At 57.8% G+C, this 19,606-nt stretch carries 1 protein-coding gene (only partly in view); it reads left to right on the forward strand.

Going from position 1 to position 19,606, the window contains the following annotated elements:
- A protein-coding gene (locus tag EL628_RS23245; RefSeq protein ID WP_161975703.1) for a non-ribosomal peptide synthase/polyketide synthase crosses the window boundary here: on the forward strand, positions 1-19,606 show its 5' portion. The gene runs 13,118 nt beyond the window's last position; 19,606 of the gene's 32,724 nt are visible here — the first part of the coding sequence; the start codon lies at positions 1-3; its stop codon lies beyond the right edge, outside the window.

Here is a 19,606-nt window from a genome sequence, read left to right on the forward strand (position 1 = left end):
ATGTCTAAGTTATTTGATGATAATTCGACTACCACCAATAACACTGTGAATAACACTTTCGATGGTGCAGATGAAGAGATATTTGCTTTTCCCACCTCTTTTGCACAACAGAGAATGTGGTTTCTGGATCAATTGGAGCCTGATACTGCTTCTTACACGATTGCGAGCGCTGTGCGCTTGAGGGGGCCATTACAGGTTATCGCCCTGGCCCTCAGTATTCGCGAAATTGTGCGGCGCCATGAAGCTTTACGAACCACTTTTACGATGCTTGACGAGCAGCCTGTTCAGGTTATTTATCCTCCTGAACAGGCTGTTGCTGCTCTTCCTCTGATAGATATGACTGCGTTAACTCTTAGCGATCGAAGCCATGAGGTAACTCGCCTCTCGCATCAAGAGGTTCAATCCCCTTTTCAGTTGGAGCGCGGTCCATTGTTGCGCACCAGCCTGCTTCGTCTGGAGTCACAGGAGCATGTGCTTCTACTGACAATGCACCATATTATTTCTGACGGCTGGTCTATGAGCGTCTTTGCTGACGAACTGGTGACCCTCTATCAGGCCATCGCCGCCGGGCTACCATCGCCATTGCCAGACCTGGAGCTACAGTACGCTGATTTCGCCATCTGGCAGCGCGAGCTCCTCCAGGACGAATTTTTACATAATCAGTTGGAATACTGGCGCACCCGGCTAAAAGATGCTCCCCCTCATCTGGATCTACCAGTGGATCATCCGCGTCCAGCCATGCAGACCTTCCATGGGGCGCATCAAGAGATAACACTGCCCATTGAACTGGTTGAGCAACTCAAGATCATTAGCCAGCAAGAAGAAGCCACGCTGTTCATGGTGCTGCTCGCAGCTTTTCAGATGTTATTAGCGCGTTACAGTGGCCAGACAGATATCGTTATTGGCACTCCGATTGCCAACCGTACGCGCCAGGAGCTGGAGAGCTTAATCGGTTTTTTTGCCAATACCCTGGTCCTCCGTACAAAACTGGTGGGCTCTGAAAGTTTCCGCTCTCTGATCAGACAGGTAAGAAGAACAGCGCTCGATGCCTATGCGCATCAGGATGTACCCTTTGAGCAGGTCGTAGAGATGCTACGCCCTGTTCGCGATCTTAGCCGTACGCCACTTTTTCAAGTAATGTTTGCCTTGCAGAATGCTCCATCCGTCAGTCAGACATTTGCTGATCTGGTATTAGACCCCCTGCCACTCGAAACGGGAACAGCGAAGTTTGATCTCTTTCTCTCATTGACGGAGACCGAACAGGGCATGGTAGGCTCGTTGGAATATAATACCGATCTCTTCGATACCAGCACTATCGTACGTATGCTGACCCATTTCTCTGTGCTGCTTGAAGATCTGGTTGCGGCTCCCGAGCAACCTATCGCAACGAGTTCGCTACTGACTGCGAACGAGCGCCAGCAGATTGTTTATGAATGGAACGCGACCTCGGCGGACTATCCAGCGGAGGCATGCCTGCATGATCTGTTCCAGGAGCAGGTGCAGCGGCAGCCCGATGCCATCGCACTGATCTTTGAGGAGCAGCAGCTCTGCTACGGCGATCTGGATCAACGCGCCACACAGCTGGCTCATCTGCTTCAGCAGCGCGGTGTGGGTCCTGAAGTGCTGGTGGGTCTATGTCTGCCCCGATCATTGGAGATGCTTGTGGCAGTGCTTGCCGTCCTGAAGGCTGGAGGGGCCTATGTCCCGCTCGATCCCAACTATCCAGGCGAGCGTCTGGCCTTCCAGCTTGCGGATGCCCGGGTTCATCTGGTGCTGATCCTGGAGTCGTTGCCAGTGGCCTGGCCGGAGGAGGCTGTGATCTCGCTCACCCAGGTCTGGTCACAGCTCTGTCAACAGTCAGTGACCCCGCCAGCGCGTGCGGTCCAGGCGGATCAGACCGCCTATGTGATCTATACCTCAGGCTCGACGGGACGCCCCAAAGGCGTGGCGATCACGCATCGAAGTGCCGTCAATCTGCTCACCTGGGCCCAGCAGACCTTTGCGGCGGAGGCGCTGGCGCGGGTGCTGGCCTCGACCTCGCTCTGCTTTGACCTCTCGATCTATGAGCTCTTTGTGCCCCTGGCCTCGGGAGGGACTATCATCCTGGTAGATACCGCCCTGACCTATCCCGCGCAGGCCGGGCATCAGCAGGTGACGCTGATCAATACGGTGCCCTCAGCCATTGCAGAACTGCTGCGAGGAGGGCAGATTCCGGACTCGGTACACACGATCAATCTGGCCGGAGAGGCGCTCTCTGCCAGTCTGGTTGAGCAGCTCTACGCGCAGACGACGGTGAAGCAGATCTACAATCTCTATGGTCCTACCGAAGATACGACCTACTCAACCTGGGCGCACCTGGAGCGGGAGCAGCGTGGAGCAGTCTCGATTGGACGTCCGCGCTCCAATACGCAGGCGTATGTGCTGGATGGGCACCTGCAACTGGTGCCACCGGGCGTGGTGGGTGAGCTGTATCTGGCGGGGGCCGGGCAGGCGCGTGGGTATCTGGGCCGGCCCGAGCTGACGGCGGAGCGGTTTGTGGCTCATCCGCTGAGTGCTGAGCCGGGAGCGCGACTGTATCGGACGGGGGATCTGGTGCGCTGGCGAGGAGATGGGGAGCTGGAGTATGTGGGACGAGCGGACCAACAGGTGAAGGTGCGGGGCTATCGCATCGAGTTGGGAGAGATCGAAGGAGCGCTGAATCATGTGCCACAGGTGCGCGAGGCAGTGGTGCTGGCGCGAGAAGATCAGCCGGGGGTGAAGCGGCTGGTGGCGTATGTGGTGCCAGCGGAGGCCGCCTCGTTCGTCTGGGAAGAGGTGCGTTCAGAGCTACGAGCGAGCCTGCCCGACTATATGGTTCCGGCGCTGCATGTGGTCCTGGAAGCCTTCCCCTTAACGCCCAATGGCAAGATTGACCGACGCGCTCTACCAGCGCCCGAATATACCCATCTGGCCAATGACCAGACCTACATTGCTCCTCGCAATGCGATTGAACAGACGCTGGTCGAGATCTGGCAGCAAGTGCTTGGAAATGAGTCGATTGGCATCTATGACAATTTCTTCACGTTAGGTGGCGACTCCATTTTAAGCATCCAACTCGTCTCACGTACGCGACAGCAAGGGCTCAATCTTACACCGAAACAGATCTTCCAATATCAGAATGTGGCAGAACTGGCAGCGGCCCTATCCCGTACGGCCACGCTACCACAAGTGGTCGCTGACCAGGGATTGGTGAGTGGAGAGGTGCCACTGACTCCAATTCAACACTGGTTCTTTGAGCAGGAACAACCCGATGTGCACCATTGGAATCAGGCAGTCTTGCTAAGCACACGTCAGCCACTCGATCTATCTACATTACGTGAGGCAGTAGGGTACCTTCTTCGTCAGCATGATGCGCTGCGCTTACGCTTTACTCAAACGGCAACCGGCTGGCAACAAAGCCACGTACCAGCAAACGAAGAGGCCACACCTGTTCTCTGGCTCAATCTCTCTCAGGTTCACCCACAACATCGTAGCCGGGTGATCGATGCTATTAATGATCAGGTGCAGGCAAGTCTGAACCTGGAGCATGGCCCACTCCTGCGTGTGCTCTATATTCACCTGGGCGATTCAGAGCCTGGACGTCTGCTTATTGTAAGCCATCATTTAGTGATTGACGGAGTCTCCTGGCGTATTTTGCTGGAAGATCTTCAGTATACCTATACCCAGTTGAGCAAGAGGCAAGCCATTCATCTCCCCACCAAGACAAGTTCCTGGCAACAATGGGCACGTCATTTACAAACCTATGCCCGGAGCGAGGAGGTGCAACAAGAACTACCGTACTGGCAGAGACAGGCAGCACAGCCGATTGCATCTTATCCATTGGATGAACCCGATGGAGAGAACACGGTTGCCTCTGCCCAGACCGTACAGGTCTCGCTCAGCCAGCAAGAGACGCAGGCGCTACTGCACGAAGTTCCCCAGGCCTATAAAACGCAGATCAATGATGTCCTGCTTACGGCCCTGGCCCAGACATTACAGCAGTGGAATGGTGCAGACCTGCACCTGATTCATCTGGAAGGGCATGGGCGCGAAGAGCTCTTTGCCGATCTCGATCTCTCGCGCACTGTTGGCTGGTTCACCAGCCTCTATCCGGTTCTGCTTCGGCTAGAGCAAGGGTCTGGAACAGCCCTCAAAGCCATCAAAGAACAGCTACGAGCAATCCCCAGGCGTGGGATTGGCTACGGTATCTTACGCTATCTCCAGGAGAATAGCGATCAGATAGAGGTACTCAAGCAGGGTTCTCATCCCCAGATCAGCTTTAACTACCTGGGACAGTTTGGTCAGATAGCGGGAGAGAGCGACCTGTTTGGTCCTGCTACAGAGTCGAGCGGCCTGGCCTTGAGCCCCTCCGGGCATCGCGAACATCTTATCGATATTAACAGTAATATTAGTGGCGGACAATTACACCTGGCCTGGACATATAGCAGTAATCATCATCGTGAACAGACCATTCGCTCACTTGCTGAAGTATACATTCAGGCCCTACAGCAATTGATCGCTCATTGCCAGTCGCCCGAAGCCGGAGGGTATACCCCCTCAGATTTTCCGTTGCTTCATGTGAGCCAGGGACAGTTGGATACGATTGTTGCGCAGAGACGTGCTATCGAAGCGATCTATCCGCTCTCCCCCTTGCAGCAGGGGCTGCTGTTCCAGAGCCTGTATGCTCCACGAGCAGGCGATTATATTATTCAAGCCCGCTTTACATTCCAGGGCGTTCTGGAGAGAGAGGCATTGATCAATGCCTGGCGGCAGGTGGTTCAGCGACATGCCATCCTGCGAACTGAATTTGTCTGGGCCGAAGTTGCCGATCCATTGCAGATCGTGCAGCAGCAGATCGAGCTTCCCTTTGTGTATGAAGATTGGAGCAGCTATCCAACGGTTGAGCAAGAACAGCGCTTGCAGAACTATCTCGCTACCGACCGTCTCCAGGGCTTTATACTCCAGCAGGCTCCTTTGATGCGCCTGACCTTGATACGCAGGGGTGAAGATCAGCACGAGTTTATCTGGACCCATCATCATCTCTTATTAGATGGTTGGAGTCTCCCGCTCGTTCTGAGAGATGTCTTCCTGGCCTACGAGGCCGCTACTGCTGGAAAAACACTTAACTGGGAACCTGTCCGCCCTTACCAAGACTATATTACCTGGTTGTATCAACAAGAGAGAGCAGAGGCGGAACATTTCTGGCGACAATACCTGCAAGGTTTCACTGTGCCTACAACTCTGTCTACAACACTTTTAGAGCTGGAAGGGCCTCGGTATCGCTCTCATCTCTTATCTCTGTCAGCCACTACGACCCAATCACTGAACACGCTTGCGCGTCAACAGCAACTGACCCTCAATACGCTGGTGATGGGAGCCTGGGCCCTGGTGCTCGCTCACTACAGCGGACAGGAGGATGTCGTCTTCGGCACCACCGTCTCGGGACGCTCAATGGATCTGGCTGAGGTAGAGCAGATGGTGGGGCTCTTCATCAACACCTTGCCGATGCGTGTGCGGCTCTCTCCCCAGACGTCCCTGCTCGACTGGCTCAAAGCGCTTCAGGAGCGACAGACTGAGATGCGCCAGTATGAATACAGCCCACTGGCCCAGATCCAGAGTTGGAGTGCGCTCCCGCGAGGCACCGCTCTGTTTGATAGCCTGTTTGTCTTTGAGAATTATCCCCTCGGAACCCCTCAAGTGAGCGACGCAGGCGAGAGCCCCCTCACCATGAGCTCGTCGCAGGTGCATGAGCAGACCCATTATCCACTCACCTGTGTGGCTCTGCCCGGCAAACAGCTGGCCATCAAGCTCCTGTATGATGGCACCCGTTTTTCCGCCGCCACCAGCGCACGCTTGATCGAGCAGCTCGAGGTTGTGCTCGGAGCACTGCTGCGTCAGCCAACGCAGCCACTGGCCCGGGTCTCGCTGCTCACCACAAAGGAGCTGCAGCTGCTCCTGCACGAGTGGAATGCTACCCGTGTCGACGTTACGATGGACCATCTGGTCCATCAGCGGATCGAGATCCAGGCTGCGTCCGCTCCTGATGCAATCGCGCTTGTCAGCCAGGATCAGCAGATGAGCTATAGGGAGCTCAATCGGCGTGCCAATCAGTTGGCTCATGCGTTGCAGCGCCAGGGGGTCGAACCAGAGGCCGTCGTTGGCGTCTGCCTGCCTCGCTCCGTGGAACTGATCGTCTGCCTGCTGGCGATCCTGAAAGCAGGTGGGGCGTATGTGCCGCTGGACCCCGCGTATCCCACCGAGCGAGTGCAGTTTCTGCTCCAGGATGCCGGAATGCGGCTGCTGGTGACGCAGCAAGCGCTCCGAGAGCAGCATGATCCGCAGGGGGTGCCCGTGCTCTGTCTGGACACCGCCTGGACGAGCCTCGAGCGGGAGTCGGAGGCGAATCTGGACAGCGTCCTGTTCGCGGACCATCTGGCCTATCTCATCTACACCTCAGGTTCGACAGGACTGCCCAAAGGGGTCCAGATCAGCCAGGGGAGCCTGCTCAATCTGGTCACCTGGCATCAGCGCCGCTATGAGCTCAGCGCCAGCGATCGCAGCACGCAGCTGGCCAGTCTGGCCTTTGATGCCAGCGTCTGGGAGATCTGGCCCACGCTGACGGCTGGAGCCTGTCTGACGCTGCCGACGGAAGAGACGCGGCTCTCGCCCTGGCTGCTGATGCAGTACTTCCACGAGCAGCAGATCACGAGCAGTTTTGTGCCAACGCCGATCACGGATCGCCTGTTGGAACTGGACTGGCCTGAGTCGATCGCGTTGCGGTCGCTGTTAACCGGCGGCGACACGCTGCATCAACGTCCTCCAGCGGGAGCACACTGGACGCTGATCAATCATTATGGTCCCACCGAAGCGACCGTGGTGGCCAGTGCAGGCGTGGTGCCCGCAGAGGAGACCGGAGCTCGTCCGTCCATCGGAACCCCGATCGCCAATACGCAGGTCTATATCTTGAATGCCTCACTGCAACTGGTGCCGATGGGAGGCGTTGGAGAACTGTGGCTGGCAGGAACGGGACTGGCGCGTGGGTATGTGGGCCGACCGGAACTGACGGCAGAGCGGTTTATACCTCATCCCTATAGCGAAGAGCCCGGGGCGCGGCTGTATCGAACGGGGGATCTGGTGCGTTGGGGAGCGGATGGGGAGCTGGAGTATGTGGGTCGAGCGGATCAGCAGGTGAAGGTGCGGGGCTATCGGATCGAACTGGGCGAGATCGAGATGGCGCTGGGTCAGCAGGAGGAGATTCGCGAGGCGGTCGTGCTGGCGCGAGAGGATGTGCCAGGGGTGAAGCGGCTGGTGGCGTATGTGGTGCCCCGAGAGCCAGAGGGGTTCCGGTGGGAGGTGATGCAGGCTCGCTTGCAGGAGCGCTTGCCCGAGTATATGGTGCCGGCGCTGGCCGTGGTTCTGGAAGCCTTCCCGTTGACGACCAATGGGAAGATTGATCGACGCGCCCTGCCTGAGCCGGAGTATGGACATCTGGTGGGGACGGAGAGCTATGTGGCCCCCCGTACGGAGCAGGAGCAGCAACTGGCAGCGATCTGGCAGCAGGTCTTAGGAGTAGAGCAGATTGGCGTGCATGACAACTTCTTTACCCTGGGTGGCGATTCCATCTTAAGCATCCAGATCGTGTCACGTGCACAACAACAGGGCCTCCCTCTGACCCTTCAACAGATCTTCCAGCATCAGACAATCGCAACGTTAGCAGTCGAGCTTGTCCAGGTCAACAGAGAGCACGCAAGCGAACAGGGCAGCAGTGAGGCTCTACCGATCCCATCATCCGCAGATGGCTCTCTCTCGGCGAAATTTCCATTAGCCAACTTAAATCAAGCACAATTGGATCTGATTGTTAGTGGGCGACAGGATATCGAAGCGATCTATCCGCTCTCGCCCTTGCAGCAGGGCCTGCTCTTCCAGAGCCTGTACGCTCCTGGCGAGGGAGATTACATCACCCAGGCACAATTCACCTTCCATGGAGAGCTCAACCACAGAGCCTTTCAGCGCGCCTGGGGACAGGTCATGGACCGCTATAGTATTCTGCGAACGGCCTTTGTGTTCGATCTGGTTGATACTCCTCAACAACTGGTCCTTGCAGATGTGGCGCTTCCCTTTAAGCTGGAAGATTGGCGTAATGTTCCTGTGGATGAGCAGAAGAGGCGTCTGAACACCTATCTCCAGCGAGATCGCCAGCAGGGCTTCGCGTTGGATCACGCCCCCTTAATGCGCCTGACGCTGATCCAGATGGAGGACGACCGCTATGAACTGATCTGGACGCATCATCACCTCTTGCTGGATGGCTGGAGCCTGCCACTGGTCCTGCAAGCCGTTGGTCAGGCCTATGAAGCTCTCTTAACTGACCGTCCGCTGCGTTGGCCCGCAGTGCGACCCTATCAGGACTATATTGCCTGGCTGGCGCGTCAGGATCAGCAGGCAGCTGAGCGGTTCTGGCGTCACTTGCTGGCCTCGCTGGAACCTGCGGCTCCTCTCATGCTGGGAGTGCTTCCTCAGCAGGATGAAGCGGTCGAGCGCTGGGCTGAACAGCATTTGCAGCTCAGCAGAGAGCTCAGCCAGACCTTGCAGCAGCAAGCTCGTCAGCAGCAACTCACCCTCAACACGCTCTTACTGGGGGCATGGGGCTGGCTCCTGGCAACCCTGAGTGGGCAGGAGCAGATTGTATTGGGAACCACGCTGGCCGGTCGCCCGCCCGAGATTGCAGGGATTGAAGAGATGGTGGGACTCTTCATCAACACCTTGCCCCTGCCTCTGCACATGAATGGCGAGCTGACCTTGAGCGCATGGTTGCAACAGGTGCAGCAGCAGCAGAGCGCCATGCGCCAATACGAGTTCACTCCATTACAGCAGATCCAGAGTTGGAGTCCATTCCCCGGTGGACATGCCCTCTTCGAGACGCTGTTCGTCTTTGAAAACTACCCTCTATCAACGACAACGAGCTCGTCAGATACCTCTCCATCGTCGGTTCGTATCAGCGCAGCTCACACGCAGGGCCAGACGCCATATCCGCTTACCTGTATGGTTGAACCAGGCGAGCAGATACAGGTGCAACTCCTTGCCGATCAGACGCGCTTCTCGCCCGAGACCATCGAGCTGCTTCTCAGCCGCTATCACCACCTGCTCACAAACCTGGCAGACATGTTGGGGCGGCCCATAGCCAGCCTGTCAGTTCTCTTAGACTCCGAGCGAGCTGTAGTGTTGGAGCAATGGAGCCAGCAGAGCACGCCAGCCCCTCGCGAGAGCACCGTGTCAGCCCTCTTTACCGAGCAGGCTGCACAGCGACCCGACGCTATCGCCCTGGTCTGTGAGCAGGAGCAGATCAGCTATGGCGAACTGGAGCGACACTCCAATCAGCTGGCTCATCGTTTGCAGGCACTGGGGGTTGCGGCTGAAGTGGGCGTTGGACTGCATGTGCCGCGTGGGCTCCCCCAACTGATCGCCCTGCTTGCCATTCTGAAAGCAGGCGGCCATTATGTCCCGCTCGATCCTCAGGCTCCGCTCGAGCGGCTGCGTTTCCAGCTTGGTCAGGCCGGAGTGAGCCTGCTGCTGACCGATCCCGGTCAGCCCCTGCTCGAGGGAGCGTGGCGCAGCCTGGACCTGAACCAGCTCCTGCGCGAGAGCACCCGCCTGTCCAGCGAGCCACCTCAGCAACAGGCGCAGGCGCAGACACTGGCCTATATTCTCTTTACCTCTGGCTCAACCGGCGAGCCCAAAGGCGTAGCCGTCCCGCATCAAGCCATCCTGCGCCTGGTCAGCCAGAACTGGTTTGCGCAACTGGACCACGAGCAGATTGGGCTGCAACTGGCTCCGCTGGCCTTTGACGCCTCCACCTTAGAACTGTGGGGGAGCCTGTTGCATGGAGCCCGGCTCGTGCTCTTAACGGAGCAGCTCCCAGCGCTTGAACGCTTGGCGCAGGTGGTGCAGGAGCAGGGGGTGAGCTGGCTCTGGCTGACGGCTGGATTGTTCCAGCAGGTGGTGGAGTATCAGCCGGAAGCGCTGGCGGGTGTGCGTCAGGTGCTGGCAGGCGGGGATGTACTGGGTCCAGAGCCAGTGCGAGCCCTTCTGCGAGCGCATCCGGGACAGCAGGTGATCAATGGCTATGGTCCAACCGAGAATACGACCTTCACCTGCTGCTATCCGATGAACAATCCCGAGCAGGTGGAGAGTCCCATTCCGATTGGGCGACCCATTCGCTACAGCAGCGTCTATGTGCTGGATCAGCATTGGCAGCCGGTGCCGATGGGGGTGATTGGCGAGCTGTATACGGGTGGTCATGGACTGGCGCGGGGCTATATGGGCCGGTCGGAACTGACGGCGGAGCGCTTTGTGCCCCATCCATTCAGTACGACGGGAGGAGAGCGGCTCTACCGAACGGGGGATCTGGTGCGCTGGCGAGCGGATGGAGTGCTGGAGTATGTGGGACGAGCAGATCAGCAGGTGAAGATCCGAGGCTATCGTATTGAGCTCGCTGAGATTGAGCAGGCCTTGAGACAGCAGGAGGCCCTTCGGGATGCTCTCGTGATCGTTCGAGAGGATCTTCCAGGAGTCAAGCGCTTAGTTGCCTATGTAATCATTCAGGATCAAGCGCTCTTCAACTGGGAAACGATTCAGGCGAGCTTGCAGGAGCGTCTGCCTGAGTACATGGTGCCTGCGCTGCATGTACTGGTAGAGGCCTTCCCGTTAACGCCCAACGGGAAGATCGATCGCCGCGCCCTGCCCGCACCGGAGTATGCACATCTGGCGGATGCGCAGAGCTACGTCGCACCAGGAAATGAGCGCGAGCAACATCTGGTCGAGATCTGGCAACAGGTCTTAGGTGCTGAACAGATTGGCGTGCATGACAACTTCTTCTCACTGGGAGGCGACTCGATTTTGAGTCTACAAGTCGTCGCGCGTGCACGACGATTGGGACTCGTGCTGACGCCTCGCCAGCTTTTCCAATCTCCAACCATTGCCGAACTGGCAGCAGGTCTGATACCGGTCAGCGAGCAGTCGGTTATTGAAGCCGAGCAGGGAGTCGTGACTGGTTCTGTATCGTTGACGCCGATCCAGCACTGGTTCTTTGAGCAGAATCAGCCTGATCCTCAGCACTGGAACCAGGCCATGCTCCTGCAGACCCCTGCGGAGCTCACCTGGTCGGTGCTTGAACCAGCATTGCAGGCCCTCCAGCATCAGCACGATGTCCTCCGGCTCCGCTTTATCCCAACACCTGATGGCTGGCAAGCGACCCATGCAGCAGAGCCCTCTCATATCTCTGCCAGCACTATCGATCTAACCGCCATTGCCGGGGAACAGCAGACCCGGGTTATAGAAGCATGTGCCAATCAGATTCAGGCCAGCCTGGATCTGACCCATGGCCCCATCTGGCGTGCCGTCCATTTTAAGCTGGGACCCCAGCAGAGTGGCCGATTGCTCCTGGTGATCCACCATCTGGCCGTCGATGGCGTCTCCTGGCGCATCCTGCTGGAAGATCTCCAGACGGCATACGAGCAGGGGCAGCGTGGAGCATCGATCCAGCTACCCGCCAAGACAACCTCCTGGCAACAATGGGTGCGCCACCTGGAGAGCTATGCCCAGAGCGAGGTCGTGAGCGACCAACTGACCTACTGGCAGCAGCAAGCAACCATTCCAGTGGCCACGCTTCCGGTGGATCATCCAGAAGGCGAGAATCTGGTCGCCTCAGCTCAGAGCGTGCTGATCTCGTTGAGCCAGGCTGAGACACAGGCCCTGCTGCAAGAGGTGCCAGCAGCCTACCGAACCCAGATCAACGACGTCTTACTCACTGCACTGGCACAGGCCTTGCAGCAGTGGACGGGAGAGCGCACCCATCGCATCAACCTGGAAGGGCATGGACGCGAGGATCTCTTTGCTGATGTCGATCTCTCGCGGACCGTCGGCTGGTTCACGAGCATCTATCCGGTCGTGCTTCAGGGGAAGGGGAGTGATGCGGGGACGGCGCTCAAAACGATCAAAGAGCAATTGCGAGCCATCCCGTTGAATGGCATTGGCTATGGTCTGGCCCGCTATCTGCGTTCGGATAATGAGGGGTTGCAGCAGGCCATCGCGCCGCAGATCAGCTTCAACTACCTGGGCCAGTTTGACCAGACATTTTCCTCAGAGAGAGCCGTCCAGTTTGCACCGGCATCTGAACCCATTGGTTCTTTTGTCAGCCCGCGCGGGTATCGTGAGCATCTCATTGATATCAGTGGCAGTATTAATGGAGGGCAGCTGCATCTCATGTGGATGTATAGCCAGCAGGTGTATGAGGAAGAGACGATCACTGCTCTGGCGCAGAACTATCTGGCAGCCTTACGTATGCTCATCACTCATTGCCAATTGCCTGCAGCAGGCGGTTATACTCCCTCAGACTTCCCGCTCGCAAAGCTAAATCAGTCCCAACTGGATCTGATCGTTAGTGGCAAGAGCGCTATTGAGGCCATCTATCCGCTCTCTCCCTTGCAGCAGGGTCTCCTCTTCCAGAGCCTGTATGCTCCTGAGGCAGGCGATTATATTACCCATATCCGCCTTACCTTCCAGGGAGAGCTTGATCAGGCCGCGTTTATTGCAGCCTGGCAACAGGTAGCGGATCACTATCCCATTCTGCGAACAGCCTTTATCTACGAGAATGTGGACTCTCCACTCCAAATTGTATATCAACGAGTCACTACCCCCTTTGATTCTCAGGATTGGCAGTTACTCACTCTCACCGAACAAGAGGAACGGCTTCAGGCCTATCTGCACAGCGATCGCCAACGCGGCTTTGCCCTGGATCAGGCCCCTCTCCAGCGCTTCTTACTGGTGCAAACGGCAGCCGATCGCTATGACTGCATCTGGACGCACCATCATCTCCTGCTGGATGGTTGGAGCCTGCCGATCGTATTTAGAGCGGTAACCACCTGCTATGAGGCGCTGGTGCAGCGGAAAGCTCCTCAATGGGATAGAACCCCGGCCTATCAGCAGTATATTGCCTGGTTGCAAGATCAGGAACCTGGTCAAGCTGAAGCCTTCTGGCGTCGATGGCTGGCCGATTTTGCAACGCCCACCTCTCTGGGAATGGATCGACCACAGATTGAGCAAGCAAGTGGAAACAGACAATACGGTGAGCGGCTGATTGAAGTCTCAGCAGAGCAAACAGACGTCTTACAACAGTTTGCGCGCCAGCAGCATCTGACCCTGAATACACTCATACAGGGCGCCTGGGCTCTGGCGCTGGCCCGCTACAGTGGACAGCAGGATATTGTCTTTGGCACCACCGTTTCGGGACGGCCCCAGGAGGTAGAAGGTGTTGAGCAAATGGTCGGGCTCTTCATCAATACCTTGCCGATACGGGTCCGCGTGCCAGAACAGGAGAGCCTGCTGAACTGGCTGCGTCAGATGCAAGAGCAACAGAGTGATCTGCGTCAGTACGAGCATACTCCTCTGGCGCAGATCCAGGGTTGGAGCCAACTGGGAGCAGGTGTCAGTCTCTTTGAAAGCCTGTTTGTCTTTGAGAATTATCCGCTGGCCCCCCAGCCGCAGGCACCATCTGCTCATACGCTCTCTTTGCAGGCGGTTCATTCCGTCGAACAGCTACATTATCCCTTGACATTGATGGTCTTGCCACAGTCTCGCCTGGGTCTGAAAGTGCTCTTTGATCAGAGCCGCTTCACCTCTGTGGCCCTGGATCGACTGCTTCATCATCTTCAGGCTCTGCTAGAGCAGATGGTAGCCAGGCCTCAGCAGCCTATCAGCCATTTGCAGCTTCTGGATCAGCAGGAGCGGCAAGAGGTGCTTGCATTGGGGCAGGGGCGGTCCGAGGGCTATCCACGAGACCTTAGCCTCCATGACCTGCTAAGCAGACAGGCTCAGCGCAGCCCGGATGCCATCGCCCTGGTCTCTGAGGAGCAGCAGCTCAGCTATGGGGAACTGGATCGGCGCTCCACGCATCTGGCCTCACTGCTTCAACGCAAAGGTGTCAGATCAGAAGAGCTCATCGGGGTCTGTCTGACGCGCTCGCTCGACATGGTTGTGGCCGTGATGGGCGTGCTTAAAGCCGGTGGGGCGTATGTCCCACTCGATCCAGCCTATCCAGCCGAGCGACTGGCCTTCCAGCTCACTGATGCGAAGATCCGTCTGTTGCTCACTCAGGAGAGCCTGCTGGAACAGCTCCCGCATAAGGGTATCGAGGTCATCACCCTTTCCGGCGACTGGATCGGAGCCAGCGAACCGGAGCCATCGCCGTCTCTGGTTAACGTCCGACCGGAGCACCTGGCGTATGTGATCTATACCTCGGGCTCGACGGGACGACCCAAAGGCGTGGCCATCACGCATCAGAGCGCCGTGAACCTGCTCTACTGGGCACAGGAGACCTTTGCCGCGGAGGCATTGCAGCGGGTGCTGGCCTCGACCTCACTCTGCTTTGACCTCTCGATCTATGAGCTCTTTGTGCCGCTCGCTTTCGGAGGGACTGTTGTCCTGGTAGAGAATGCGTTGACCTTCCCCACGCAGGCCGGGCATCAGCAGGTGACGCTGATCAACACGGTGCCCTCGGCGATTGCAGAACTACTGCGGGGAGGACAGATTCCAGGCTCGGTGCACACGATCAATCTGGCCGGAGAGGCGCTCTCTGCCAGTCTGGTTGCACAGCTCTATGCGCAGACGACGGTGGAGCAGATCTACAATCTCTATGGCCCAACTGAAGACACAACCTACTCAACCTGGGCCCTTCTGTCGCCGGAGGTAGCTGGCAGCGCACCGATCGGACGGGGACGGACGAATACGCAAGTCTATGTCCTGGATGCGCACTCCCATCTGGTGCCGGTGGGCGTGATTGGGGAACTGTACCTGGCGGGTGCAGGACTGGCGCGTGGGTATGTAGGCCGACCGGAGCTGACGGCGGAGCGGTTTGTGCCCCACCCATTCAGCGAGCAGCCGGGAGCGCGGCTGTATCGAACAGGAGATCTGGTGCGCTGGCGAGAGGATGGGCAGCTGGAATATGTGGGGAGAGCGGATCAGCAGGTGAAGGTGCGGGGCTACCGGATCGAACTGGGGGAGATCGAGACGGCGCTGGATCAGCAGGAGGCGATTCGCGAGGCGGTCGTGCTGGCGCGGGAGGATGTGCCAGGCGTGAAGCGGCTGGTCGCGTATGTGGTGCCTAACCATCCAGAGCGCTTCAATTGGGAGCAGGTTCGTGCGGGACTTCAGGAGCGGCTGCCGGACTACATGGTGCCAGCTCTCTATAAAGTGCTGGAGTCATTCCCGCTGACCCCCAACGGCAAGATCGATCGGCGTGCCTTGCCAGCTCCTGAGTATACATATCAATATACGCATCTGGCCGGTGCTCAGAGCTATGTGGCTCCGGATAATGAGCTCGAACAACAACTGGCTGAGATCTGGCAGCAGGTCTTAGGAGTGGAACAGATTGGCGTCCATGACAACTTCTTTGGATTGGGAGGCGACTCTATTCTCAGTATCCAGATCGTTTCTCGCGCTCGACAGGCTGGTCTCTCTCTGACACCGCGTCTGCTCTTCCAACATCCTACGATTGCTAATCTTGTTACCGCCCTTTCAAGTGTAACGGCCCAACCGCAGACTGAAGCCGAGCAAGGTCTGATCCAGGGCGAGGTCCCATTGACGCCGATTCAGCGCTGGTTCTTTGAGCAGCAGCAGCCTCAACCACAGCACTGGAATCAGGCACTGCTCCTACAGACCTCCATTGGGCTCGATCCGGACCATTTGCAGGCAGCCCTTACAGCAGTGCTGCGCCAGCACGATGCATGGCGTTTACGCTTCTTCAGAACGATCAATGGCTGGCGGCAGAGCTATGCCAACATCGAACCAGAGGCCTCCCTGCTGTGGTTTGATCTCTCATCACTTTCGACCTCAGAGCAGCAGTCCACAATACAGACTCTGGCCAATCAGATTCAGGCCAACCTGGATCTGGATCAGGGCTTACTGATACGCTTTGCTTATTTTGAGCTCTCCAAAACAGAGCTCTCCAGAGAACATACAGGACGTCTCTTATTGGTTGCCCATCATCTCGTAGTCGATGGCGTCTCCTGGCGTATCCTGCTCGAAGATCTCCAGACGGCATACGAGCAGGCGCGTTTTGGCGAACCGATTCACCTGCCAGCGAAGACCACCTCGTGGCAACAGTGGGCACGCCACTTAGAGACCTATGCGCATAGCGAAACACTGCTAGAGCAGCACGCTTACTGGCAGCAGCAGATCAACCTTCCAGTAGCTGAGCTTCCAGTTGATCATTCAGATGGAGACAATACCATCGCTTCCGTACAGAGTGTGTTGATCTCGCTGAGCCAGCCTGAGACGCAGGCCCTGTTACAAGAGGTGCCAGCAGCCTATCGAACCCAGATCAACGACGTCCTGCTGACTGCTCTGGCACAGTCTTTACAGCAGTGGACCGGACACAGCAACCATCTGATCCACCTGGAAGGTCATGGACGTGAAGATCTCTTTGCCGATGTTGATCTCTCGCGGACCGTTGGCTGGTTTACCAGTCTCTATCCGCTCGTTCTCGCTTTGCCGCATGATCCACAGGACCCGGCGATCGCTCTGAAAGCGATCAAAGAACAGGTGCGAGCTATCCCCTCGAATGGTATTGGCTATGGTCTGGCTCGCTATCTACGCGCGGATGCTAACGCGAGCGACTTGCGATATATCACTGCGCCACAGATCAGTTTCAACTACCTGGGTCAGTTCGATCAAGCCCTGACTGAAACAAGCATCTTCCGACCCGCGGCAGAGTCCAGTGGCCTGGCAAGCAGCGAGCTCAATCGTCGCACTCATCTCATCGAGATCAACGGGAGCATCAGTAGTGGACAATTGCATCTGGTCTGGACCTATAGCCAGCAGATGTATGATCAGGCTACCATCGATATGCTTGCTCGCCATTATGTGCAGGCGTTGCAGGCTATTATTACTCATTGTCAATTGCCAACCTCTGGTGGCTATACACCGTCAGATTTCCCGCTGGCACTATTGAATCAGACCCAATTGGATCTGATCAACGGCACCAGACGGCAGATCGAGGCGATCTATCCGCTCTCGCCCTTGCAGCAGGGCCTGCTCTTCCAGAGCCTGTACGCTCCTGGCGAGGGAGATTACATCACCCAGGCACAATTTACCTTCCATGGAGAGCTCAACCACAGAGCCTTTCAGCGCGCCTGGGAACAGGTCATGGACCGCTATAGTATTCTGCGAACGGCCTTTGTATTCGATCTGGTTGATACTCCCCAACAACTGGTCCTTGCCGATGTGGCGCTACCCTTTAAGCTGGAAGATTGGCGTAATGTTCCTGCGGATGAGCAGAAGAGGCGTCTGAATGCGTATCTCCAGCGAGATCGCCAGCAGGGCTTCGCGCTGGATCACGCCCCCTTAATGCGCCTGACGCTGATCCAGATGGAGGACGATCGCTCTGAACTGATCTGGACGCATCACCACCTCTTGCTAGACGGCTGGAGCCTGCCACTGGTCTTGCAAGCCGTTGGTCAGGCCTATGAAGCTCTCTTAACTGACCGTCCGCTGCGCTGGCCCGCAGTGCGACCCTATCAGGACTATATCGCCTGGCTGTCCCGTCAGGATCAGCAGGCAGCTGAGCGGTTCTGGCGTCACGTGCTGGCCTCGCTAGAACCTGCGGCTCCCCTGATGTTGGGAGCGCTTCCTCAGCAGGATGAAGCGGTCAAGCGCTGGACTGAACAGCATTTGCAGCTCAGCAGAGAGCTCAGCCAGACCTTGCAGCAGCAAGCTCGTCAACGACAGCTCACCCTCAACACGCTCTTACTGGGGGCATGGGGCTGGCTCCTGGCAACCCTGAGTGGGCAGGAGCAGATCGTATTGGGAACCACCCTGGCCGGTCGCCCGCCCGAGATTGCAGGGATTGAGGAGATGGTGGGACTCTTCATCAACACCTTGCCTCTGCCTCTGCACATAGATGGCAAGCTTACCTTGAGTGCATGGTTGCAACAGGTGCAGCAGCAGCAGAGCGCCATGCGGCAGTATGAATTCACGCCACTGCAACAAGTGCAGAGCTGGAGCCCCTTACCAGGCGGACATGCTCTCTTTGAGACGCTCTTTGTCTTTGAAAGCTATCCATTGCCTGTAACGGATTCCGCTTCAACTGCCGATCCAACCTCGTTGCACATTAGTGCAGCCCATACGCAGGAACAGACACCGTATCCTCTCACCTGTATCGTCATGCCGGGCGAGCAGGTACAGGTGCGTCTACTCTCCGATCAGACGCGCTTCTCACCGGAGACCATCGAGCTCCTGCTCAGTCGCTATCATCGTCTGCTTGCAAGCCTGCCCGATGCATTGGAACGGCCCATCGCCAGCCTCTCGGCCCTCCTGGATGCGGAGCGAACCGTCGTGTTGGAGCACTGGAGCCAGCAGAACACGCCAGCCCCTCGCGAGAGCACCGTACCACAGCTCTTTACCGAGCAGGCTGCCCAGCGACCCGACGCCATCGCCCTGGTCTGTGAGCAGGAGCAGATCAGCTATGGCGAACTGGAGCGACACGCCAACCAGCTGGCTCATCGCTTGCAGGCATTGGGCGTCGCGGCTGAAGTGGGCGTCGGACTGCACGTGCCGCGTGGGCTCTCCCAACTGATCGCCCTGCTCGCCATCTTGAAAGCAGGCGGCCATTATGTCCCCCTGGACCCTCAGGCTCCGCTCGAGCGCTTGCGTTTCCAGCTTGGTCAGGCTGGAGTGAGCCTGCTGCTGACCGATCCCGGTCTGCCCCAGCTCGAGGGAGCGTGGCATAGCCTGGACCTGAGCCAGCTCCTGCTCGAGAGCGAGCACCTGCCCAGCGAGCTGCCTCAGCAACAGGCTCAGGCGCAGACGCTGGCCTATATCCTCTTTACCTCTGGCTCGACCGGCGAGCCCAAAGGCGTGGCCGTCCCGCATCAAGCCATCATCCGCCTGATCAGCCAGAACTGGTTTGCCCAACTGGACCACGAGCAGATTGGACTGCAACTGGCTCCGCTGGCCTTTGACGCCTCCACCTTAGAACTGTGGGGGAGCCTGTTGCATGGAGCCCGGCTCGTGCTCTTAACGGAGCAGCTTCCGGCGCTTGAACGCTTGGCGCAGGTGGTGCAGGAGCAGGGGGTGAGCTGGCTCTGGCTGACCGCTGGACTGTTCCAGCAGGTGGTGGAGTATCAGCCCGAAGCGCTGGCGGGAGTACGCCAGGTGCTGGCCGGTGGGGATGTGCTGGGTCCAGAGCCGGTACGAGCCCTTCTGCAAGCCCATCCGGGACAGCAGGTGATCAATGGCTATGGTCCGACCGAGAATACGACCTTCACCTGCTGCTATCCGATGAACAATCCCGAGCAGGTGGAGACGCCCATTCCGATTGGGCGGCCCATTCGCTACAGTAGCGTCTATGTGCTGGATCGGCATCGGCAGCCGGTACCAATGGGGGTGATTGGCGAGCTCTACACGGGTGGTCATGGACTGGCGCGGGGCTATATGGGACGGTCTGAACTGACGGCGGAGCGCTTTGTGCCCCATCCGTTCAGTACGACGGGAGGAGAGCGGCTCTACCGAACGGGGGATCTAGTGCGCTGGCGAGCGG

The organism is Tengunoibacter tsumagoiensis, assembly GCF_003967535.1.
Lineage (GTDB): Bacteria > Chloroflexota > Ktedonobacteria > Ktedonobacterales > Ktedonobacteraceae > Tengunoibacter > Tengunoibacter tsumagoiensis.